19 protein-coding genes are annotated in these 24,094 nt (G+C 41.2%); 7 read left to right on the forward strand and 12 right to left on the reverse strand.

Annotation, left to right across the window (positions count from 1 at the left end; genetic code table 11):
- The first annotated feature begins 2 nt into the window (after positions 1-2).
- From folK to mdoH, 6 genes are all read left to right on the forward strand, one after another.
- Complete coding sequence (gene folK / locus J8Z25_RS13050; RefSeq protein WP_130050729.1) at positions 3-491, forward strand: 2-amino-4-hydroxy-6-hydroxymethyldihydropteridine diphosphokinase; 489 nt, start codon at positions 3-5, stop codon at positions 489-491.
- A gap of 29 nt (positions 492-520) precedes the next feature.
- Positions 521-1,315, forward strand: a complete 795-nt coding sequence (panB, locus tag J8Z25_RS13055; protein WP_130050728.1) for a 3-methyl-2-oxobutanoate hydroxymethyltransferase — start codon at positions 521-523, stop codon at positions 1,313-1,315.
- Positions 1,316-2,167, forward strand: coding sequence for a pantoate--beta-alanine ligase (gene panC, locus J8Z25_RS13060; protein ID WP_167658748.1), 852 nt, complete (start codon positions 1,316-1,318; stop codon positions 2,165-2,167).
- A gap of 96 nt (positions 2,168-2,263) precedes the next feature.
- Positions 2,264-2,464 carry a hypothetical protein gene (locus tag J8Z25_RS13065; protein WP_372799652.1) on the forward strand — a complete coding sequence of 67 codons (201 nt, stop codon included), beginning with the start codon at positions 2,264-2,266 and terminating at the stop codon, positions 2,462-2,464.
- 359 nt (positions 2,465-2,823) lie between these two features.
- On the forward strand, positions 2,824-4,542 hold the full coding sequence (locus J8Z25_RS13070) for an OpgD/OpgG family glucan biosynthesis protein (RefSeq protein ID WP_250661172.1): 1,719 nt from the start codon (positions 2,824-2,826) through the stop codon (positions 4,540-4,542).
- The gene (mdoH, locus tag J8Z25_RS13075; RefSeq protein ID WP_130050725.1) at positions 4,514-6,496 is read left to right on the forward strand and encodes a glucans biosynthesis glucosyltransferase MdoH; all 1,983 of its coding nucleotides are present in this window, start codon (positions 4,514-4,516) and stop codon (positions 6,494-6,496) included. Before J8Z25_RS13070 ends, mdoH begins: the two co-directional genes overlap by 29 nt.
- A gap of 51 nt (positions 6,497-6,547) precedes the next feature.
- On the opposite strand, the gene J8Z25_RS13080 is transcribed toward mdoH, so the two are convergent.
- The 12 genes from J8Z25_RS13080 to J8Z25_RS13135 form a co-directional block, all read right to left on the reverse strand.
- Positions 6,548-7,516: a PstS family phosphate ABC transporter substrate-binding protein gene (locus J8Z25_RS13080; RefSeq protein WP_130050724.1), complete on the reverse strand. Its 969-nt coding sequence runs from the start codon at positions 7,514-7,516 to the stop codon at positions 6,548-6,550.
- Positions 7,517-7,607: 91 nt separating this feature from the next.
- Positions 7,608-8,948: a phosphate regulon sensor histidine kinase PhoR gene (gene phoR / locus J8Z25_RS13085; RefSeq protein ID WP_130050723.1), complete on the reverse strand. Its 1,341-nt coding sequence runs from the start codon at positions 8,946-8,948 to the stop codon at positions 7,608-7,610.
- Positions 8,949-9,004: 56 nt separating this feature from the next.
- Positions 9,005-9,694: a phosphate regulon transcriptional regulator PhoB gene (phoB, locus tag J8Z25_RS13090; protein ID WP_036970740.1), complete on the reverse strand. Its 690-nt coding sequence runs from the start codon at positions 9,692-9,694 to the stop codon at positions 9,005-9,007.
- A 146-nt stretch (positions 9,695-9,840) separates the two neighbouring features.
- A complete protein-coding gene (locus tag J8Z25_RS13095; RefSeq protein WP_130050722.1) occupies positions 9,841-10,791 on the reverse strand; it encodes a porin in 951 nt (316 codons plus the stop codon).
- A 401-nt stretch (positions 10,792-11,192) separates the two neighbouring features.
- Entirely contained in the window at positions 11,193-12,257 is a 1,065-nt protein-coding gene (gene fba, locus J8Z25_RS13100) for a class II fructose-bisphosphate aldolase (protein WP_250661173.1), read from the reverse strand.
- Positions 12,258-12,452: 195 nt separating this feature from the next.
- Entirely contained in the window at positions 12,453-13,628 is a 1,176-nt protein-coding gene (locus tag J8Z25_RS13105) for a phosphoglycerate kinase (RefSeq protein WP_130050721.1), read from the reverse strand.
- 42 nt (positions 13,629-13,670) lie between these two features.
- Positions 13,671-14,687: an erythrose-4-phosphate dehydrogenase gene (epd, locus tag J8Z25_RS13110; protein WP_167658744.1), complete on the reverse strand. Its 1,017-nt coding sequence runs from the start codon at positions 14,685-14,687 to the stop codon at positions 13,671-13,673.
- A 532-nt stretch (positions 14,688-15,219) separates the two neighbouring features.
- Positions 15,220-15,681 (reverse strand): methyltransferase family protein, encoded by a 462-nt coding sequence (locus J8Z25_RS13115; RefSeq protein ID WP_239976523.1) that lies wholly within the window; start codon positions 15,679-15,681, stop codon positions 15,220-15,222.
- Complete coding sequence (locus tag J8Z25_RS13120; RefSeq protein ID WP_130050718.1) at positions 15,678-16,301, reverse strand: 3'-5' exonuclease; 624 nt, start codon at positions 16,299-16,301, stop codon at positions 15,678-15,680. The genes J8Z25_RS13115 and J8Z25_RS13120 overlap by 4 nt, the downstream gene beginning before the upstream one ends.
- An 8-nt stretch (positions 16,302-16,309) precedes the next feature.
- Entirely contained in the window at positions 16,310-18,148 is a 1,839-nt protein-coding gene (locus J8Z25_RS13125) for a DUF294 nucleotidyltransferase-like domain-containing protein (RefSeq protein ID WP_167658570.1), read from the reverse strand.
- Between the two features lie 119 nt (positions 18,149-18,267).
- Positions 18,268-19,992 (reverse strand): sodium:solute symporter family protein, encoded by a 1,725-nt coding sequence (locus tag J8Z25_RS13130; RefSeq protein WP_167658569.1) that lies wholly within the window; start codon positions 19,990-19,992, stop codon positions 18,268-18,270.
- 10 nt (positions 19,993-20,002) lie between these two features.
- Complete coding sequence (locus J8Z25_RS13135) at positions 20,003-20,266, reverse strand: DUF4212 domain-containing protein (RefSeq protein WP_130050715.1); 264 nt, start codon at positions 20,264-20,266, stop codon at positions 20,003-20,005.
- A gap of 387 nt (positions 20,267-20,653) precedes the next feature.
- Between J8Z25_RS13135 and J8Z25_RS13140 the strand changes: the two genes are divergently transcribed.
- Complete coding sequence (locus J8Z25_RS13140) at positions 20,654-24,094, forward strand: PAS domain-containing hybrid sensor histidine kinase/response regulator (protein WP_250661174.1); 3,441 nt, start codon at positions 20,654-20,656, stop codon at positions 24,092-24,094.

Genomic DNA, 24,094 nt, shown 5'->3' on the forward strand with positions numbered 1-24,094 from the left:
GCATGCATACCGTTTATTTAGGTTTAGGCGCTAATTTAAACGCGCCACGTAAACAAATTCATGCTGCTGTCGCTGCCCTAAAAGCATTAAAAGATGTTGAGTTTGTTTGTGTATCGCATGACTACGCAAGCAAACCTATGGGGCCTCAAGATCAACCCGATTATGTAAATGCGGTCGCTTGTGTTAAAACTGCACTTGAGCCAGAACAATTGCTTGATTTAACTCAAGCTATCGAACTTGAACATGGCCGTGTTAGAAAAGAAGAACGCTGGGGTCCTCGCACCCTTGATATAGATATTCTATTGTTTGGTAATGACGTGATAGACACCCCTCGCTTGACCGTGCCTCATTATGGCCTAACACAGCGAGAATTTGTTGTTTATCCATTGTTGGAAATTGCGCCAACGCTTGTACTACCGAGTAATCAATCACTTGCTGATATAACAAAAACGTTACCTTTAAACGGTTTACAACAACTCCCTCAGCAGTAATCAACCAAGGCTAAGCCTTAGAGGAAATTATGTCTAAAATCACCGTTTCAACACTTAATAAAATGAAACATGAACAACAAAAAATCACCGCATTAACGGCCTACGATGCCAGTTTTGCTAAATTGTTTCATGATAATGGCGTCGAAGTGATTTTAGTGGGTGACTCGTTAGGTATGGTTTTGCAAGGTGCTGATGATACATTAGCGGTAACCAACACAGATATTGCTTATCATACGCGATGCGTACGAGCAGGTAGCCGTGAGTTATTTGTTATTGCAGACTTACCATTTATGACTTATGCCAACCCAACTGATGCTTGTAAAAATGCTGCTGAACTTATGCGTGCAGGGGCAAACATGGTCAAGCTTGAAGGTGGTGAATGGCTTCACGACAGCATCCGTGCGATGACCCAGCAAGGTATTCCTGTTTGTGGTCACTTAGGCCTAACACCACAATCAGTACACGTATTTGGCGGTTTTAAAATTCAAGGCCGAGAGCAATCTCAAGCAGACAAAATGGTTAGCGATGCTAAAGCACTTGAGGCTGCTGGTGCACAATTACTTGTTTTAGAGTGTATTCCTAGTGAGCTTGCTAAGCGTATTACAGATGAGCTGAGCATTCCTACGATCGGTATTGGGGCAGGTAATCAGACCGATGGTCAAATCTTAGTAATGCACGACCTAGTAGGTATTTCTGCAGGCTATATTCCAAAGTTTTCAAAGAACTTTTTGTTAGAAACCGGCAATATGCCAGCTGCAGTGCAAAAGTATTGTGAAGATGTAAAAAGTGGTGCTTTCCCAAGTGCCGAACACGAGTTTAAATAAATGCAATCAATCACTGAAATAAAATCCTTACGCAGTCAAATCAAGGCTTGGCGTCAAGCAGGCTTAAGCATTGCGCTAGTGCCTACTATGGGCAATTTACATCAAGGCCACTTTTCACTTGTTGAAAAAGCCAAGACACTCGCTGATAAAGTAGTCGTGAGTATATTTGTTAACCCGATGCAGTTTGGGAAAAATGAAGATCTTGATAGCTATCCGCGTACATTAAACGAAGATAAACAAGGTTTAGCTGATCTTGGTACTGATATTGTATTTACACCATCCGTTGAGACCATTTATCCAAATGGTTTAGGCGAGCAAAGTTTTGTCGATGTACCAGGTGTCTCTATGGGTTACTGTGGTGGCTCACGTCCTGGTCACTTCAAAGGTGTCGCAACGGTTGTCACTAAGTTATTCAACCTAGTTCAACCTGATTTTGCCTGTTTTGGTGAAAAAGATTTTCAGCAGCTGCAAGTCATTAAAACCATGACGCGCGACTTATCTATCCCTGTTGAAATTGTTGGCGTTCCAACTTGCCGTGAAATATCAGGCCTAGCGATGAGCTCTCGTAATGGTTACTTATCTGACGAGCAAAAAGACACAGCAAAAGTTCTGTTTGCCACTCTAAACAATACTGCAGCGGCACTTAAAAAAGGTAACGATGACATTGCTGCACTCGAAGCTGCTGCAAAAGCACAGCTTGAAGCTGCAGGGCTAAAGCCTGACTACTACGCTATAGCAGATCGTTCAACACTAAAAGCTGCCACTGCGGCTGACAAACAACTTGTTATTTTAGCTGCCGCCTATTTAGGCTCAGTGCGTTTAATTGACAATTTACAAGTTGAGCTGGATTAAATAGCTGTAATCTGGGTAAGATGGATTGCAAAGAAAAGACATAAACTAGGGATAAGCATGAAAAAACTACCAGCAATTGCAGCTACATTGTTTGCAATGACATTACTGTCTGCCTGCTCAAACAAAATTGACAATCCAGAAATGCAGCAATGTGCTCAACAAAACTATCAATGTGAAGCAAGTTGTGAACAACAAAGTACCGCTGATGGCTTAGTTCATAAAGTCTGTAGCAATAAGTGCATTGAAGCTTACAATCAATGTAAAGCAAATGCAGAAAAATTAGGCGAAGTTAAATAATACCATTGATTCGTTTAGATTAATTTTGAGGCACTGAAAGCCTGTTCAGTGCCTATACTCCCCCCTTCCTCGATTACAATTTCGCTTTCATAATTAAGCCTCTGGTAATTTTGTTCATATTTTTATTTACCCATTAAGCTATTCATATTAGGGCAAGCTTTCGTTCATTAAACTTCTCCATATTGGTGACGAATAAACAACTGCAACCATGTAATTGTTTCTCACTAATTTCAAAATTTTACTCTTCGCATTTAGCTGTACCAACTCAAAGTCATTGAGAATATTATTTTTTATTTGGGTTCAGGAATTGCTAAGGGGTATGAATGAATTAACGTGATTTACGGCTAAAGGAAAATTGAATGAGACCAGAAACCCGAACTAAGCTCTTCAGCGCTGTCAAAAAGAAGACCTTCTTGGGCGTATTATTAGCCATGAGTGCAGGTCATAGTTACGCTGTTGAAGAACCAGACCAGCCAAAAGCGACTAAAACAGAACAAACAGCCGCAGAGGTTCAAGCTACCGAAAATGAAAAACAGCAAGTAAAGGATAATGCTGCTGTTGAGCTTAAGCCTGCAATGATCACTATACCTCAAGAAAAGTTATTTGAAGTTATCACCGCGCGTGCGAAAAAATTAGCATCTGAGCCGTATGTTGCGCCTAAAGAATTAGAACTTGAAGCATTAACTAGCATTGGTTATCAGGACTATCGTGCAATCCGTTTTCGTACTGAGCAAGCAATTTGGAAAGATCAAAGCCTTTATGAAGTGCAGTTATTCCACCCAGGTTTTTTATATCGCTCACCAGTTGCAATAAATACCCTTGAGCAAAATGCTGAAGTAAAAAGTTTACCGTTTAAAACCGATTACTATCGTTACGATGCAACCGCAGCCCCGTTAGAGCAAGAGATCAATACTGCCATTGCTAATACGCAACTGGGCCACGCGGGTTTTCGTTTGCATTTTCCACTGAATAACAACGAATATAAAGATGAAGTAGCTGTATTCCAAGGTGCTTCGTATTTTCGCTTAGTTGGCCCGCATCAAGTATATGGTCTGTCAGCTCGTGGTCTTGCAGTTGATACAGCACTCAGCTCAGGTGAAGAGTTTCCCGTTTTCAAAGAGTTCTGGTTAGTAAAACCGGCACCAGAAGACACAACTATCGTGCTCTATGCACTACTCGATAGCCCATCAGTTTCAGGCGCATATCGTTTTGAGTTAACACCTTCAACGAATACTGAAGTGAAAACACAGATGCAAATTTTTGCACGCAAAGACATCAAAAAGCTCGGTATTGCCCCGTTAACAAGCATGTTCTATCACGGCGAAAACAGTACCAAGTTCTTTGATGATTACCGTCCTGAAGTACATGACTCTGATGGCCTTTTAATGCAATCAGAACAAGGCCAATGGGTTTGGCGTGCATTGAATAATCCGAAGAAATTGAGCGTTACTTCGTTTAGCTACGACAACCCGAAAGGGTTTGGTCTAGCACAGCGAGATCGTGACTTTAATAACTACCTTGATACCGAAGCGCATTATCACAACCGTCCAAGCATGTGGATTGAGCCAGTGGGTAATTGGGGTAAAGGTCGTGTTGAGCTAGTAGAAATCCCTACAGATACAGAAACCAACGACAATATTGTTAGCTACTGGGTGCCCGAGCAGCCAATGAAAGCTGGTGACAGCTTAAGTTTTAGTTACAATCTTTCGACTTTCAATGCCACGCTTGCAGCTCAAGATAAAGCGAGTGTTTTAAGAACCCGAATTGGCAGTGCAGCACTTCCGGGTGAGAAGAACCCACCACCTAAAAGCCATCGCCAATTTACCGTCGACTTTAGTGGGGAAACTATTAACAAATTATCTGCTAATTTCGCCATGCAAGCGGATCTTACACTCTCTGCAGGGCAAATAAGTGATAAAACGGTACAACAGTTACCAAACAATCAAGGATGGCGCGTAGCCTTTAAAGTGGCGCCAGAGGGAGATAAGCCTGTTGATATGCGCTTATCGTTAAAACTACGTGATAAAGAAATCAGCGAGGTATGGAGCTATGTCTGGTATCCAAACGACGTCCAATAGTAAAGAATTAAAGGCAACAGCAATGCCATTTAAGAAAACCCGCGCTTGGCTTTTTTCGAGCCTAGCGCTCACCATTACCGCTTACGGCGTGTGGATCATGTTCGATATTTTAAATTCTAACGGCATGACACCGCTTGAGTACGCTTTACTAGCATTATTTACAGTTACCTTCGCGTGGATCGTTACAGCTTTTTGTAGTGGCTGCATGGGCTTCATCCTGCAATTATTTCGTATTGACCCTTTAACCTTAAAACGTCAAAAGCCAATCGAAATTAATCAGCATGCCTTGAGCCAAACTAAAACAGCCATTGTTATGCCTATCTACAACGAGGATACAGAGCGTGTAATCGCAGGTTTTGAGGTAAGTTTACGCTCGCTGGCTAAAACAGGGCAAATGCCACATTATGATTTTTACTTGCTCAGTGACACCCAAAACCCTGAAATTGCACGTAATGAACTTAAAGCGTGGAATGCACTCACTGAGCGCTTAGGTGATTTAGCTAAGCACACTTTTTATCGTCGCCGTGAAGACAATAAACACCGTAAAGTAGGTAATTTAACTGACTTTTGCGAACGTTGGGGCAGCCAATACGATCACATGATTGTACTTGATGCCGATAGCATTATGACGGGTCAATGTATGCTTGAGCTGACTTCTAGTATGATCAGTAATCCAAAATCAGGTTTGATCCAAACTATTCCCATCCCAGTTCGCCAAGACACTTTTTTTGGTCGCTTTTTACAGTTTGCATCCATTTTATATAGCCCAATGTTGGCAACAGGGTCTGCTTTTTGGCAAACAAACCAAGCAAATTACTGGGGTCACAATGCGATTATTCGCGTTGAAGCATTCACTAAATGCTGCGGTTTGCCTGTTCTAAAAGGCAATGCCCCATTTGGTGGTGAAATCTTAAGCCATGACTTCGTAGAAGCTTCACTTCTACATCGTAGTGGTTGGGATGTGTTACTGCTTAGTGATATTGAAGGTAGCTACGAAGAAGTACCAAGTAACATTCTCGATTACGCAATCCGTGATAGACGTTGGGTGCAAGGTAATATCCAGCATTTAGGTTTATTGCCTAAATCGGGTCTTAAGCTAATGAGTAAAATGCATTTTTTATTTGGTGCCACAGCATATATCTCATCGTTAATTTGGTTATCTATGCTGGCATTAAGCACATTAGATGCGGTGACTCGTGCACTTAATAGCGACGTGTACTTTAACCATGCTTATCAGCTTTTCCCAACTTGGCAAATTGCCAAAACTGACTTAATTGATTCGTTGTTATTTATTACTGCAGTGCTGTTATTACTACCTAAATTAATGGGTGTTATTGTGACTTTAGTTCACCGTAATAAGGCCTTTGGTGGCACTATGAAGCTAATTGCAGGTTCACTAATCGAAACGATTTTTGCGATAGTGATTGCACCGCTAATGATGGTATTTCATAGCTATTTTGTAGTGTGCGTATTTTTAGGTAAAAAAGTAAGTTGGGATGCACAGCCTCGGGAAGGCAGAATGGTGCCGTGGAAAGAAGCGATTGGTTATACATTATTTTCGACTATTACGGCGATTATTTGGGGCTCGGTTGCTTACTATTACACACCGACTTTCTTTTGGTGGTTATCACCGATTTTAGTGGGCCTTATTTTGGCAGCACCAATTGTGCGCTACTCAAGCAGCATCGGCTTAGGTGTTAAAATGCGTAAAATGGGTTTATTTTTATGCCCAAGCGAAGTTGAAAACGATGATACCTTAGCGGCACTTCGTGTACACCAACAAGAAATTGCTTTGCCTAAAGATGAACACGCTAACTTTAGTGTGCCTACATTACCCAATGAATACCCAACGGTAATGCCAATTCAAAGCTTTAAGGCACCATCAGGTAAAAAGCGTAAACAAGTACGCCTCGCTCAAAAGCGAATAAAAGCCAAGCTATTTGCCAAAAGCTAAACAAAAAAAACCGCTCAATGAGCGGTTTTTTCATCTATGTCTGTATGGTTGTTACAGAAGGCCTAGCTTTTTAAGTTCAGCCATTGCCATTTTGCCTGAAAGTGGCACATAACCATCTTTCTCAACAATTTTTTGACCGTCTACAGAAAGAACCATTTTTAAGAACTCTGCATCGATTGGTGAAAGCGGTTTGTTAGGGTGCTTGTTCACATAAACGTATAAGAAACGAGATAGTGGGTATTTACCTTTTGCAACGTTTTCTAATGTTGCATCAACAAAGTTATCGCCTTTCTTAGAAAGTGGAACTGTACGTACACCTGACGTTTTATAACCGATACCTGAGTAACCAATCGCATTCACAGAAGAAGAGATTGACTGTACTACAGATGCAGAACCTGGTTGTTCGTTTACGTTGTTACGGAAGTCACCTTTACACAGTGCTTTCTTCTTGAAGTAACCGTAAGTACCCGATACTGAGTTACGACCGTAAAGCTGGATATCTTTTGCAGCCCAATCACCCTCAAGACCTACTTCGCTCCAACGATTAACTTGTGCATCAGCACCACATTTACGTGTAGAAGAGAAAATCGCATCAACTTGGTCAATACGTAAACCTTTGATTGGGTTATCTTTGTGTACGAATACAGCTAGAGCATCGATTGCAACGCGTACTTCAGTTGGCTTGTAGCCGTAACGCTTTTCGAATGCTTCGATTTCTTTTGACTTCATACGACGGCTCATTGGGCCGAAGTTTGCTGTACCTTCAGTTAATGCTGGAGGAGCAGTTGAAGAACCCGCTGCTTGGATTTGAATGTTTACGTTTGGATAGAAGCGCTTGTACTCTTCTGCCCAGAACGTCATCATGTTAGCAAGAGTGTCAGAACCTACAGATGAGAAGTTACCAGAGATACCACTTGTTTTAGTGTACTCAGGCATATCTTTATCAACTGCAGCTGCTTGTGCTGATACAAATGTTGTTACAGCCACACCCATTGCGGCAACGAGATTTTTGAATTTCATAGGGGTTACTCCGATTTGTTCGTCCCATTTCCTAACTGCGGTCTACTCTAATGACACTAGATGACAGTTAGATTACCCTTAAATGACATTTTTATGACTTTGCCGTTTTTTCGGTTTTTTCCGTTTTATTTGCAATACGCACGATTTTATCGCTACCGAATGCGAACGCAAAGGTCGAGCCTTGTCCTAACTTACTGCTGATATCTAAGCGACTGTCATGCCTTGTAAGTACATGTTTTGTAATAGCTAAACCTAAACCAGAACCACCTGTAGTGCGGCTACGAGCCTTATCAACACGATAAAAGCGCTCGGTTAAACGATTAATATGCTCAGCGGCAATACCATCACCATTATCGGTCACACTAAACGCGGCTTGGTTATTTTTAAACTGCCAATCAACCACAATCTTGCCACCTGGCTTTGTGTAGTGAATGGCATTAAATACTAAGTTAGAAAAGGCACTCCTTAATTCGTCTTCGGCCCCTTTAATATCTAAACTTGCATCAACATTAAAAATAAGCTCATGGCCTTTCTCTTGGTTTAATGACTTTGCTTCGGTTTGAATATAAGTAAGTAGCTGAGGCACATTTACTGGCTTGTCGTTATCTTGCCGACGCGCTCCTTCAATTCGCGATAACGACAGTAATTGATTAACCAAGCTATCCATACGCTGACATTGCTCAAGCATGGTTGTTTGTGCTTTTTGCCACATAGCAGGGGGAGGTAAGCTGTCTGAATCAAGCATTTCTAAGTAGCCTGTCACCACAGTAAGCGGTGTTCTCAGCTCATGAGAAACATTGGCCACAAAGTCTTTTCGCATCTGCTCAAGTTGCTTTAAACGTGTAACATCACGTACCACCATCATCAATTGTGAACTTGCATAGGGCATAACACGAAACTCTAACGTTTGATCGTAGCTATGGCCGCCATCAAGCTCAAGTGGTTCATCAAAACATGCTTTATGCATATACTTTGCAAATTTAGGATCGCGAATGAGATTATCTAAGCGTTGTCCATGATCAGTTGGCCACTGTAAACCTAAAACTTTTAAAGCCAGTTGGTTACACCAAATGATGCTTAGATCTTTTTGTAGTACTACAACCGCATCAGGTACGGCTTCTGCACCATCTCGAAAGCGGCGAATTAAATCTGCCAGCTCATTGCGCTTTTTACGGTTACGATGTTGTAAATGATAAATTCCTTCAAAGACCTGCTCCCAAGCCCCCTCCCCTTCAGGTGGGTTAAAGCTACGTTGATTTAGAAGCCAATCACTAAGGCGATATAATTGATGATAATGCCAAATTAAAAGTGCAAAAGAACCTAAAAATAAAAGCAAAAAAGGCGCACCTACAAGTACGCCAACTAATAACAAGGGTAAGAAATACATAAACAGACGTTTTGCTAACGCCTGTTTATTCACTACTCGATACATACACTCACTTTACCTTAAGTATGTAAATTAGCTTGTTAAGGTCATTCCTATGACACTTATAATTTACTTGAAAAACGATAGCCTGCACCGCGAACGGTTTGCACTAAACGGTCATGCCCCAATGGTGCAATAGCTTTACGTAGACGACGAATATGCACATCAACAGTACGGTCTTCTACGTATACATTTGTACCCCATACATGATCAAGTAATTGTTCACGGCTGTAAACACGTTCAGGATGAGTCATGAAAAAATGCAGTAGTCTAAATTCAGTAGGCCCCATATCTAATTCACTACCTTCTGATGTTACACGGTGTGAAATAGGATCAAGACGTAAACCATGTACTTCAATGGCTTCTTCTAATGAGGTTGGTGAAACGCGTCGAATAACCGCTTTAATACGCGCCATTAATTCTTTTGGCGAAAATGGTTTTGTTACGTAGTCATCAGCGCCAACTTCAAGACCGCGTACTTTGTCTTCTTCTTCGCCGCGTGCTGTCAGCATAATGATAGGAATTTGACGAGTATATTCGCTTTGCTTAAATTTTTTCGCAATTTGAATACCGCTACCACCTGGTAACATCCAATCTAATAAAACCATATCTGGGTATGGCTCTACCATTGCTTCAATTGCAGAGTCATAATCTTCTGCTTCAATTGCTTGAAAACCATTTTGCTCTAAAACAAAAACCAGCATCTCTCTGATAGGTGCTTCGTCATCGACGACTAGTACTTTACGTGACATTCCAATTTATCTCTTTCGTTAGCGAACTGGTTTCATTATTATGACTAAGTATGACATTTTTATGAAAGTCTAACGAGTAATTGAAAAAGCGCAAAAGAATCAATGCAAAAATAGCCATTTTTTACGCTTAAAAGATGAATTCGAGATTAAAAGTCATACCTTAAAGTGACCGCCACATGATCTTCATCAGCATTATTATCTAGTGAGAATTGCGTATACCACATATACATACGTGCTTGTTTTGACAGGCTTCGTTCAACACCAACAGAGGTACCGCTACCCGAGTCTTTCAACTTTCCAAAGCTGCCATCAGTATCTTGATACTGCGCTAGTAACTTATATTTATCGATTTTGTAAGATGCGCTCACTAAAAAACCATCTTCTTTGTCAGAACCTGTTACTTTTTCACTTTGTTGATACATACCGCCTAAAGTTAAATCACCTAATTTACCTTGCGCCGTAAACCGTGTTGTATCGTAGCCGGCTACTTTACTATCGTGGGCAACACTTACGAAGTAAGGCGCTTTTTTAAATTTACTATCGCCATACATAAATGCCGCAGAAACGCCGGTTTCTTCATCTTGTTTGGAATTATCTTCAGCAATATAAGTGACCACAAATTGCATATTGCCGACAACGGGCGAACTATAATGAACCACGTCGCCAAGACGATTTTCACCATTAAACAAGGCTTTAACATCTCCATTAAAGTCGTTCATTAAATCAATTTTACCCTGCGATACCTTTAACGCGGTATCGTGACGACCAAGCACTACCTGCCCATAACTGCCTTGAAGGCCAACATATTGATTACGAGCGGTAATATTCTCTTCAGTTTTACCATCACTATCTTGATCAGCCGCATTTACTGCAAATTCAAACTTATATACAGCTTTTAAACCATCACTTATTTCACCGCTACCCTTGATCCCCATACGTGAGTTATAGCTCTCAATGGAAGTTTCACTGCCATCGCCAGTATCGCTATTAGCAACCCCTAAATGGGCCCGACCATACACATCTACGGCTTCAGCAGCACTATGAAATGAAATAAAGCACATTGCAAAGCTCGACAACATCATGGCAGGTTTATTCATTGTAGCGATCCTTAATTTAAGCAGTAACTTAAAAATCGAACATAAAGGGCTTTTGGTCAAGGCAAGGGGGAAATATTTCGCCTAAAAATTACGGATCACTGATCTACTAACTTAACCAGATCAGGATCAGGTTTTTACTAAGTTGATCAATCTCAGATCAGTTTTTTACTTAGAGAATAAGATAACTTGTTGATTTAATGTTAAGGTGATCTGTAATTCGTTTAAAAGGTGAACAATAAAAAGTCATTGATCAGTATCCAACTAGTAAAATAATGATCTGTGAAAGCCAAGGTTAGTAAAACATTGATCCTGAAATGTACGAGTAAGTATATCGTTGATCCGGCTTGAGCAAGGCATAAAAAAACCGGCATCAGAAGCCGGTTTTTTCAATTTACTATCAATTATTTGATTTGTGGATCAAGTTCACCCGATAAGTATTTAAGGTGCATATCATCTAAAGAGATAGGCTTGATCTTAGCTGCTTGACCCGCAGTACCAAAGGCTTCGTAACGAGCAACACAGATCTCTGTCATTGCTTTCGTTGCTTCAGCTAGGTATTTACGTGGATCGAAGTTAGCTGGATTTAAAGCCAAGTGACGACGAATAGCACCTGTTGACGCTAAACGAAGATCAGTATCGATATTTACTTTACGAACACCGTATTTAATACCTTCAATGATCTGCTCTACTGGCACACCATAGGTCTCAGGGATTTCACCACCGTATTGGTTGATCACTTCTAACCACTCTTGTGGTACTGAAGACGACCCATGCATTACTAGGTGAGTGTTAGGGATACGTGCGTGGATCTCTTTGATGCGATCAATTGCTAAGATATCGTCTGTTGGTGGACGAGTGAATTTATACGCACCATGTGAAGTACCACAAGCGATAGCAAGTGCATCAACTTTAGTTTTACTAACAAAATCAGCTGCTTCTTCAGGATCTGTTAGCATTTGATCAGTAGAAAGTTTACCTTCTGCACCAACACCGTCTTCTTCACCTGCTTCTCCTGTTTCAAGTGAACCTAGAACACCTAGCTCGCCTTCAACAGATACACCACACGCATGGGCCATTTCAACGGTTTGACGAGTCACATCAACATTGTATTCGTAGCTTGAAGGGGTTTTACCATCAGACATTAATGAGCCATCCATCATAACTGATGAAAAGCCTAACTGGATTGAGCGCTGACATACACCTGGTGAAGTACCGTGGTCTTGGTGCATTACAACTGGAATATGAGGCCATTCTTCAACGGCTGCTAAAATCATATGACGAATAAAAGGGGCACCAGCATAGGCACGTGCGCCTGCTGAGCCTTGTACAATTACAGGGCTGTTTGTTTTATCAGCCGCTTCCATAATTGCACGCATTTGCTCTTGGTTATTAACGTTAAAAGCAGGTACGCCGTAACCATTTTCAGCTGCATGATCAAGAAGTTGTCGCATACTGATTAAAGCCATTTGGTATTCTCCAAATTGTATCGACAGTAGTTCCCTACTATCTAGTTTGAACGGATAAGTTATTTTTGATGCATCACTGCATCACGAAAAGCTTGCGCTAACCGTAACAGCTGTAAATAAAACGAGGGTGAGAGGTATTTTATAAACAGCTAAACCAGCGTAATTACTTAATAATTACGCTGGTATACGCACTAATTACTTAGCGCGTTCTTCAAGCATAGCAACTGCTGGTAATTTTTTCCCTTCTAAAAATTCAAGGAAAGCACCACCACCGGTTGAAATGTAAGAAACTTTATCGGCAATGCCGTATTTATCAATCGCTGCAAGCGTATCACCGCCACCAGCAATCGAGAATGCATTTGAGTTAGCAATGGCATCAGCAATAGCACGAGTGCCGTTACCAAATTGATCAAATTCAAATACACCTACTGGACCATTCCATACAACGGTACCTGCATTAGCAATGATTTTTGCTAATTGGTTTGCTGTATCTGGACCAATATCGAAGATCATATCTTCGTCTGTTACTTCATTCACATCTTTTAATGTTGCCACTGCAGATTCAGAGAACTCATTACCTACAACAACATCAGTTGGTACCGGGATTTCACCGTTATTGGCTTTTGCCGCCGCACTTAATTTGTTTGCTTCATCAATTAAATCAGCTTCAAATAAAGACTTACCTACCGGGTGACCTGCCGCTGCAATGAAGGTATTAGCAATACCACCACCGGTTACAAGTTGATCAACCACTTTAGAAAGTGAATCAAGTACAGTTAACTTAGTCGATACTTTAGAGCCACCAACGATAGCTACTAAAGGACGAGCTGGTTTATCAAGTGCTTTACCTAGTGCGTCTAACTCTGCTGCAAGTAGTGGGCCTGCACATGCAACGTCAGCAAATAAACCCACACCGTGAGTAGATGCTTGTGCACGGTGAGCCGTACCAAATGCGTCCATTACGTAAACATCACATAATGCAGCTAGTTTTTTAGACAGAGCTTCGTCGTTTTTCTTTTCGCCAGCGTTAAAACGGACGTTTTCGAAAACAACTACTTCGTTATCAGCAACGTCTACGCCCTCTAGGTAGTCTTTTTCAAGACGAACAGTTTGCTCAAGTGCGTCATTTAAATAATTAACTACAGGGGCAAGTGAAAAGGCTTCATCATATTCCCCTTCCGTAGGGCGGCCAAGGTGTGACATTACCATTACTTTAGCGCCTTTTTCTAACGCTAATTTGATTGTAGGTAATGCTGCACGAATACGTGCGTCAGAGGTCACTTTACCTTCTTTTACAGGCACATTTAAATCTTCACGAATTAACACGCGTTTGCCGTTTAAATCTAAATCTGCCATTTTAATGACCGACATGGACTTCTCCTTTGTTAACGATACTAATATTATATTTATAAATTATTGACTTACAGCCATCATCGCACGCGCGGTATCGAGCATACGATTCGCAAAGCCCCACTCATTATCACACCATACTAACAACTTTATCAGTCGTTTATGACTAACACGTGTCTGAGTGCCATCTATGATACAAGAATGTGGGTCATGATTAAAATCTACTGATACCAATGGCTCTTCTGTGTAGCTTAATATACCCTCAAGACGATCTTTGGCTGCTAACTTAAGTGCTTGATTGACAGTCGCTAAATTGACATCTGTATTCACTGTTACACTTAAATCCATCGCCGTAACATTGATAGTTGGTACACGAACAGCGATAGCTTCAAAGCGGCTATGAAACTTAGGTAAAATACGCTCAATACCTCGAGCAAGCTTAGTATCTACCGGAATGATAGACTGGCTTGCAGCACGAGTACGACGTAAATCATGATGATAGGCATCAATCACTTGCTGATCATGCATCGAGGCATGAATCGTCGTAATTGCTCCAGATTCAATCGAAAATGCGTCATCTAACACTTTAATCACTGGCACAATACAATTCGTGGTGCATGAGCCATTAGAAACAATGGTATGTTCTGCTTTTAATTCATCATCGTTAATACCATACACAATCGTGGCATCAACATCAGCATCTGCAGGCTGTGAAAACAATACTTTTTTTGCACCAGCAGTTATGTGTAGCTCTGCATGTTCACGAGAGTGATACACCCCAGTGCATTCAAGAACCACGTCAACATCAAGTGTTTTCCAAGGCAGTTCTACAGGGTTTTCTTCTGCAAACAAAGCAATAGAATCATTAGCAACCGTTAAAGTATCTTCACCAAGATTAACAGGGAAAGAAAAGCGGCCGTGAGATGTATCGTATTTAAGGAGATGGGCAATGCCCTTAGGGTCGGCTAATTCGTTAATAGCGACAATTTTGATTTGATCTTCAAGCCCAGATTCATACAGAGCACGGACGATATTGCGCCCGATTCGACCAAAACCATTAATTGCAAGTTTGATTGCCATGAAGAAGAAAATCCACTCTATTTGCTTGCAGATAAAGGCAGCTGCCTTTTAGATGGCGGTATTGTAATCGACCTTTGAAGTTTTTATAAGAGGTCAGGTGAAATAAAAGTTGCTTAGCATGTTTTAGATGGCGCAGTTTTGGTAATCGACCTTAGACATTTTTATAAGAGGTCAGGTGAAATAAAAGTTGCTTAGCATGTTTTAGATGGCGCAGTTTTGGTAATCGACCTTAGACATTTTATAAGAGGTCAGGTGAAATAAAAGTTGCTTAGCATGTTTTAGATGGCGCAGTTTTGGTAACCGACCTTTGAAGTTTTTATAAGAGGTCAGGTGAAATAAAAGTTGCTTAGCATGTTTTAGATGGCGCAGTTTTGGTAATCGACCTTTGAAGTTTTTATAAGAGGTCAGGTGAAATAAAAGTTGCTTAGCATGTTTTAGATGGCGCAGTTTTGGTAATCGACCTTTTAAGTTTTTATAAGAGGTCAAGATAAGTCAAACTGCTTCAGCGACCTCATTCTCTTACTTTTTTCCTTTATAGCCAACGACGAACAGATTTTATGTATTGCTGGTAAGCTAATCCAAACTTCTCTGCCATAAACGTTTCTTCTGGCATAATTTGAAATCGATTCATATAGAGAATAAATACCGGCAGCATTAAAAAACTCGCAATATTGCCAAGATAAATTCCCCAACCAACTAGCATTAATAACATACCAACATACATTGGGTTACGGCTAAACTGATAAACACCACTTGTAACAAGACTCGCTGACTGTTCTGGAATTCGAGGATCAACGGTCGTGCCTTGCATGCGAAATTGATAAACACCTAATAAAGCAAACACCACACCTAAAAATGCAATGAGTAGTGCTACAAAAGATGATGCGAAAAACGAGAAGCTAAAACTCATAAACAAGTCTGCTATGCCCCACATCATCAACGCAATGATCAGCAGCAGCGCGACAGGAGGAATTTTTAATTCTAACTGATTCACACTAGCTCCCCTACTTTCAATGCCTTACCACGACTAATTTGATGACACTGGGCTAAGAATAACTCGGCCGTTGCCATGGCATCAGTGAGGGCGTGGTGTGAACTATAATGCGGTAAGCTGTATCGCTTGCGGCATTCACTAAGAGTTAAATCATCGTGGCCTATTTCGTGCCCTTGCTGGTGCAGGCGTTTTTTTTCTATAACAAAGGTATCAAGAATTAAACGCGCTTTAGCATCTAAGCCAAGCGTTCTGCATGCCTGTTTTAAAAATCCCCAGTCTAGCGCCGCGTTATGAAACACTAAAATACACTCATCAAAATGCTCATGCAGCTTGCCAAGGATCATTGCTAAGCTTTCGCCTGTATCTATGTCTTGTTTTGCAATACCGTGATAAATCGGGCTTTGCTCTAAACTTTGCACATCTTTATTTATTAAATGCTTTGCGCCGCTGAGCTTAATGCACTGATCTTCTATCATCACCCACGCCACCGAGACAATTTCGTGCTGGCGAGGGTCAAGGCCTGTTAATTCCATGTCTATCACTACATAGCGCTCTTTATAAGCATCGGCTGCCAAAAGTTGCTTGCGCGCTAAATACCGACTTAACCAGCGTTTAACCATAACGCCTCCTATAAACTACCGCGAGCAAACTTAAATGCGGCGGCTTGCTGCGCCTGTTTAACCAAATAAAATGCTTCTTTTAATTGATGTCGTTCCAATGAATTCAAAGCATTTGGGTTAATGCAGTTGCTAGGCAACCCCTCTTCGTTAATTTGTGTACCTAAACGCAACTGAGTTAAAAAGCGCCAACAATCTTTTAAGTTATAAAGGTCATCTTTATTAAGTAGTGAAAACTTCATTAATGCATCAATACGCTCTTGGGTATTAGCGCGCTGAATACCTGCTTTGAGAGAATATAAACGTACTATGTCGTTGATTATCACCACACCGCGTTTTTTTAAGTCGAGATACTTATGCTGCTTTTCGTCTTTCTCTAATTTAAATTGATTAAACAAACCAATAGGCACAGGGGTATTTTTAATGTCGCTCGCCATGGCCGCATAGAATAAGTCATTTTTAGAAATGCGCTTTAACTGCTCACAAAAGCGCTCATACAAAGTAGTTGAGCCTTCAATAAAACGTAAGTCAAAAAATATCTTACAATTAAGCATCGCCTCTGGAGTCGGTGAGGTGATCCACTTATAAAATTTATTGCTCCACGCGCTTATTCCCATTCGACACTCAGAGTTGCTCGCCATAATATTGCCAGGACAACGCTTTATACCGCACTCGATTAAATGCTCACAAACATATTCGCCCATGCGTTTAAAGTACGCTTGTTGCTCTTCAGTTAAATCATCTGGTAGCAACAGACCATTATCTTGGTCTGAATGGAGTGTCTGCTCTTCTCGTGCTTGAGAGCCAAAACAGATAAAGCTAAAGCTGGTTGGTGCAGCACCATTATCTTCTTGAAACAAACGAATCAAGCGCGAAGTCAGCGCATCGGTTAAGCCACTTAATAACTTACCAATTAAGGAGATGTCATCAATATTGTTCGAAAAGCCTTTTAATAAACCGGGTATCTCTTGCGAATAACGTTTTAAATCAACCACGCTATGTGCTTTATAAATTCGCCCAATCAATTGCACTGGGTCGCTTTTTTGCTGCCGCAGCAAATCGGTACTGGTGAGCATACCAAGTGGTTTGTGATATTCATCAAGCACTGGTAGATGGTGAATATTGTGTTTAAGCATTAAGTGTAAAGCAGAAAACACGCGATTATTTTCAAAAATAAACTTGGGCTTACAAGTCATGATACTGCTAACAGGCTCTTGTGGGTCAACCTCATCTGCCAATACGCGGTTACGTAAGTCTCTGTCGGTGACAACCCCAACGAGGCGATCATGTTCAGTTAACATAATCGACGAAACCCCCTGTTGTTTCATTTTTTTAGCAGTTTGACGGATACTTGCATCTGGCGCCAAGGTAACGGCCTTACGATTCATCAATTCGCAGATTTTTTTCTCGGACCAACTTTCGTTTTGACTCTTATAATGGGACGACAATAAACGATTTTTATGGGCGCGAACAAAGTACTGCTCAAATACCTTGTACTCACGGCGTAAATAATCAAATGCCGCTTGGTTTAACATGTAAACAATGCCTTCCTTTTGCACTGAAATGCTATTTTGAATCGCTTCGCCAGTTAACAGTGAAGGAAAACCAAAGTAATCGCCACTCGATAACTTAGTGATCACATCTCCTTTTGGGTCAACTAAATCGTAATCGCCAGAACGAATTAAAAATAATCTTAAGTTATCTGAACTTAACCACTGGTTTTGATTTTCTCGGGTCAGATAAATAATATCGAGATGGTTAACAAAGTACTCGCATGCAGCGCTATCAAGCTGATTAAATGGCGTTTGTTGCATCACAAATTGGGCGACTTCCTGTTGCTCGGTATTCATGGTCATTCTCGCTATAGAATAGAGACAATATCTACACTACCCCTGTTTGAAATAAATAAAAAGCCCGACTTAAGTCGGGCTTTTGAACTTCAAGAGTGTGTTCTCATAAAATGGTTTTATTAGTGCGCGTGTGCTGCGCTCGAACCTTTAGGGTTACGGATACCTTCAACCATTTCTTGGATTTCAACCGGTGTTTCAGCTGTTAGTTTAAGTACGATACCTGCAACTACAAAGTTAACAATCATACCAACTAGACCGATACCCTCAGGTGAGATACCAAATAACCAGTGTGCCGGTGCATTCAATTCAGGGCTTACGAACTTGAAGTAGATAATATAAGCCGCTGTGAATGTAATACCTGTCACCATACCCGCAATCGCACCTTCTTTATTCATCTTCTTAGAGAAGATACCCATAATGATTGCAGGGAAGAAGCTCGCCGCTGCTAAGCCGAAGGCAAAGGCAACAACCGAGGCCACGAACCCTGGCGGGTTAATACCAAAGTAAGCTGAAATAACAATCGCTATCATCGCTGCTAAGCGCGCAGCAAGTAGCTCTTGTTTGTCGCTAATATCTGGTTTTAAGGTACGTTTTAATAAATCGTGTGATACCGAGGTCGAGATTACCAATAGTAAGCCTGCGGTTGTTGATAGCGCTGCTGCGATACCACCTGCTGCTACTAATGCAATCACCCATGCTGGTAAGTCTGCAATCTCAGGGTTTGCAAGTACCATGATGTCGCGGTCAACTTTAACTTCGTTTGCGCTGTTTGGATCATCAATCTTACCTGCTGAGTAGAACATTTTGCCGTCACCATTTTTATCGTTAAAGGTGATTAAGCCTGTTCTTTCCCAATTTTTAACCCATGCTGGTGCTTCAGCGTACTCTGTACCGCTACCGTCTTTACCGTTAATTGTATCAATCATGTTTACACGAGCGAATGACGCTACAGCAGGTGCTGTTGTATAAACAATTGCAATGAAAACAAGTGTCCAAGCAGCTGAGATACGCGTGTCTTTAACACGAGGAACAGTGAAGAAACGAACGATTACATGCGGTAAACCTGCAGTACCAACCATTAACGCGCCAGTGATTGCGAATACATCAATCATGCTCTTCGAGCCTTCAGTGTATTGCGCAAAGCCAAGCTCAGTGCTGAGTCCATCTAGTTTATCGAGTACAAACTGTCCTGAGCCATCGCTAAGCGTTGCACCAAAACCTGTTTGTGGGAAGAAGTGACCTGTCATCATCATTGAAATGAAGATTGCTGGAACAAGATAAGCAAATACTAATACACAGTACTGAGCTACTTGCGTGTAAGTAATTCCCTTCATACCGCCTAATACAGCGTAGAAGAATACAATCACCATACCAATGTAAACACCGGTCTCAATATCTACTTCTAAGAAGCGAGAGAAAACCACACCTACACCACGCATTTGACCTGCGATGTATGTGAAACAAATAAAGATGGCACATAAAATTGCAACAACACGTGCAGCTTGTGAGTAGTAACGGTCACCAATGAAATCTGGTACCGTGAACTTACCAAACTTACGTAGGTAAGGAGCTAAACAAAGTGCAAGTAGTACATAACCACCTGTCCAACCCATTAGATATACACCACCGTCATAACCCGCAAACGAGATAATACCCGCCATTGAGATAAACGATGCCGCACTCATCCAGTCAGCAGCGGTTGCCATACCATTTGCCAGCGGCGGTACACCACCCCCTGCAACATAGAATTCATTTGTTGACCCAGCACGAGCCCAGATTGCGATGCCGATATAAAGCGCGAAGCTTAAACCGACGATAATAAACGTGAGTGTTTGAACATCCATTGCTTAGCTCCTATTCGTCTACGCCGTATTTTTTATCTAACGTATTCATTTTGAAAACGTAAACAAAAATCAAAGCAACAAAGGTGTAAATAGCGCCTTGCTGGGAGAACCAGAAGCCGAGTTTAAACCCAAAGAAACGTACCTCGTTAAGTACGTCTACCAGTAAAATGCCGAAGCCAAATGACACGACAAACCAAATTGCTAATAATTTAAATAGCAGTGCGAGGTTTTCCGCCCAATAAGCTTTTGCTTGTTCTTCATCTTTAAAAGCCATTTTTTATCCCCTTATGCATTACAAAAAAGTAATGAGTGGTATTAGTTGTCATTAACTAAGTTAGCAAGGGTTCTGATTTATGGAATTGAGACCATAGTCGTAACAGCTAATTTACGTTTACGTAAACTGCAGAACGCCATTTGTTAACAAACAGTAAAAAACAATATTTAACAACGACTTAACCTACAAAGATAAATTTACGAAATAGCGAAAATAGTAAAAACGAATGATCTGCGACATTAGTCTAATAACAACACAAAAAACAACACTATTTATTAAATATCAATAACTTGTATTTTATTAATAATTATTGCAAAAAATCTTGCCATCGAAATCGCTCATAATTCTGGTAAGGTAGTGTTATTACAATAATTACTGAATTTAAACATGACAGCTGCGCTTTTATTTGTTGCACTCGCCTATATTGGCGTGTTGTTTTGGTTGGCAAATTGGGGAGACAAAACCACTCCTCTTGCAAAAAGAATTAGTCACCACCCATTTGTTTATTCTTTTTCATTAGGAATTTACTGTACATCTTGGACTTATTACGGTTCGGTCGGAACAGCAGCCACCAGCAGTTGGAATTACTTACCTATATTAATTGGCCCTGCGCTGTTATTTTTCTTCGGCCAAGGATTTTTACGCAAATTAGTACTAGTAAGTAAAAAGCAAAATATCACCACCATCGCCGACTTTATTTCAGCTCGCTATGGTAAGCGGCAAACCACCGCCATTATGGTGACGATTATCGCTTTATTAGCGACGATTCCGTATATCGCACTCCAATTAAAAGCACTTAGCAGCAGCTTCTTGCTGTTACAAAACGACAATCGTATCTCCGGCTCTATGCTGGCACTTTCAGCAACACTCATCATGGCAATGTTTGCGATATTCTTTGGTACTCGTAAGGTGGATGTAACCGAATATCGCTCAGGGCTGATGCTTGCTGTTGCCTTTGAATCTATGATTAAACTGCTGGCTTTAGTGGCCGTTGCTGGGCTTGCCTTATACACATTATTTAATTTAAGTACGGTGCAAACCGAGCAGCTAACGGGCTCTATTTGGCAGCACTGGCAGAACTTCGACTTTTTTAGTTTTAACTTTATTGGCCAATCACTAATGGCGGCAGCAGCGATTATCTGTTTACCAAGGCAATTCCACGTTACGGTGGTCGATAACCAAGATAAACGCCACCTTTATACTGCCCGCTGGGCATTCCCACTTTATTTGTTGCTTACAGCAGCAATGATTTTTCCTATTGCCACTGCAGCTATACACCCAGGCATTGGCAGTGGTTTTTCACCTGATAGCTTTGTGTTAGCACTGCCGCTAATGCACGAGAACGCCTTTTTAACGACCTTTGTATTTATTGGTGGTCTATCAGCGGCGACGGCGATGATTGTAGTAGCCACACTCACACTCAGCACCATGATCTCAAATGATGTGGTGCTGCCGTTAATGCTGCGTCGTAAGTTTAAACGTAACCTCATCACCAGCAGCTATAAGTCACAAATTCTCTTAGTAAGACGCTTCACAATTGCTGGTATTTTGATTTTGTCGTATTTCTACCAGCAATGGTTTGGCCATGGTAAAGCACTCGCTAGTATGGGTTTAGTCGCCTTTTCTTTGGTATCACAATTACTCCCAGCCATTGTTGGTGGCTTATATTGGCGAAAAGGTCATGCTTATGGAGTTTATGCCGGATTATTAGCAGGCTTCATTTGTTGGGTCTTGTTCTTAATGCTGCCTATTTTAGATGCGGGTAATAGCCTAAACGCAGAGCTGCAACAAACACTTATTACTCGTGGCACCCTAATCGCTTTATTTGCAAATATAGGTTGTTACATTAGTTTTTCGCTCGGAGCGGATGAACGTTTAATTGATAAAATTCAAGCAGCTGCTTTTGTTAATCCTAAAGAGCAAGCAGTATTCGCAAGACGCTTAAATAAAAACGTTAAAGCCACTGTTTATGACTTTAAAGTGCTGCTACAAACCTTCTTAGGTGTGCAGCGCTCACAACAAGTATTGGCTCACTTTGCGTTATCCAATAACTTAGATGATAACAACGCACACCCAGAGCCTGAGTTTATCGCTTATTGTGAACGTGCCTTAACCGGTGTGCTTGGTGCATCTTCAGCACAAGCGCTGATCCACACGGTTGCTTCTGGTAAACGCATGGCCTTTGAAGAAGTCGTTAACTTTTTTGATGAAACCACGCAAGCTCTGCAATTTAACCAAAACTTACTATTTACCTCTCTTGAAAACCTCAGTCATGGTATTTCGGTTGTTGATAAAGAACTGAATTTGGTGGCATGGAATAAACGCTACGCAGAGATGTTTGCCTACCCAGATGACTTTCTCGAAGTCGGCCAACCTATTGAAGACGTGCTCAGATACAATGCCGAGCGCGGCGAATGTGGCCCAGGTGAAGTTGAGCGTCATGTAGAAAAACGTGTACAGCACCTTAAAAATGGCACGCCCCATCACTTTATTCGCCATCGCCGCAATGGCCAAGTGTTCGAAATGATAGGTAACCCACTGCCAGATGGCGGCTTTGTAACAAGTTTCTCTGATATCACCACGCATATCGAAACACAAAATGCACTTGAAGAAGTAAACATGGATCTTGAAAACCGCATTGAAGCGCGTACTCAAGAAATTCGTACTATCAATAAAGATTTACAAGCACAAATCGATAGCCGGGTACAAACTGAGCAAGCACTTACTTTAGCTAAAAAAGAGGCAGAGCAAGCCAATGATAGTAAAACGCGCTTTCTGGCCTTAGCTAGCCACGATATTTTACAACCGCTGAATGCGGCGCGCCTGTACCTTGCCGCTATAGATGATAAAACCCTTTCGAGTAACAACCTAAACAACTTTGAAAAGCTGGGTGCTAGTTTAGATTCGACGGTGCATTTAATGTCGGCACTTTTAGAAATCGCTAAGCTAGAGCAAGGGGCAATGACCCCTACCCCGCGTCACTTTAGTATTGATGACATACTTGCCCCGCTGAAAAATGAATACGCTATTATGTCGAGCGAAAAAGGTTTAAAACTGACAATACGTTCACAGGGGATTATCGTTCACAGTGATATCACTTACCTACGCCGAATTATTCAAAACTTGGTTTCAAATGCAGTTAAATACACCGAGAGTGGTCGAGTTTTAATTGCTTGTCGCAAACGTAAACATCATTTACGCATTGAAGTATGGGATACAGGTCCTGGTATTAGTGAGGTAGAGCAAGCAAAAATCTTCAATGACTTTTATCGTATTGAAGCCGGTGATAACAAAGGAGTTGGTCTTGGCTTAGGGGTAGTAAAACGAATGGCTGACTTACTCTCTTTACGTTTAGATGTAAGCTCAACACCAGGAAAAGGTAGCCGCTTTAGTATTGAAGTGCCTTATGGTGAAAGCCAATTTATCCAACAAAAAGATACTCCTAAGAAAGGTGTTGAGAATCGCAGCGCAATGAACATTATTGCGGTTGATGATGACCCGGAAAACCTTAATGCTATGGCAAGCCTATTACAAAAATGGCAGGCAAATTATCAACTATTTGATCAAGTTGAGACCGTGATGGCCTATGCCAAAGAGCACCGTGCGCCAGATGTGATTTTAATGGATTATCAGCTTGCCCATGATTGCGATGGTATTACGCTTATTAAAACTCTAAGAGAAATCTGGCAAAGCCCAGTACCGGCAATTTTAATCACAGCAGTACGTGATGAAGCGCTAAAGCAGCAAACCAAAAAAGAGCAAATTCATTACCTTAGTAAGCCTGTTAAGCCCGCTAAACTAAAGGCACTGCTTAACCACAGTGCTTAA

The organism is Pseudoalteromonas sp. SCSIO 43101, from assembly GCF_023650775.1.
In the GTDB taxonomy this organism is placed as follows: Bacteria; Pseudomonadota; Gammaproteobacteria; order Enterobacterales; family Alteromonadaceae; genus Pseudoalteromonas; species Pseudoalteromonas apostichopi.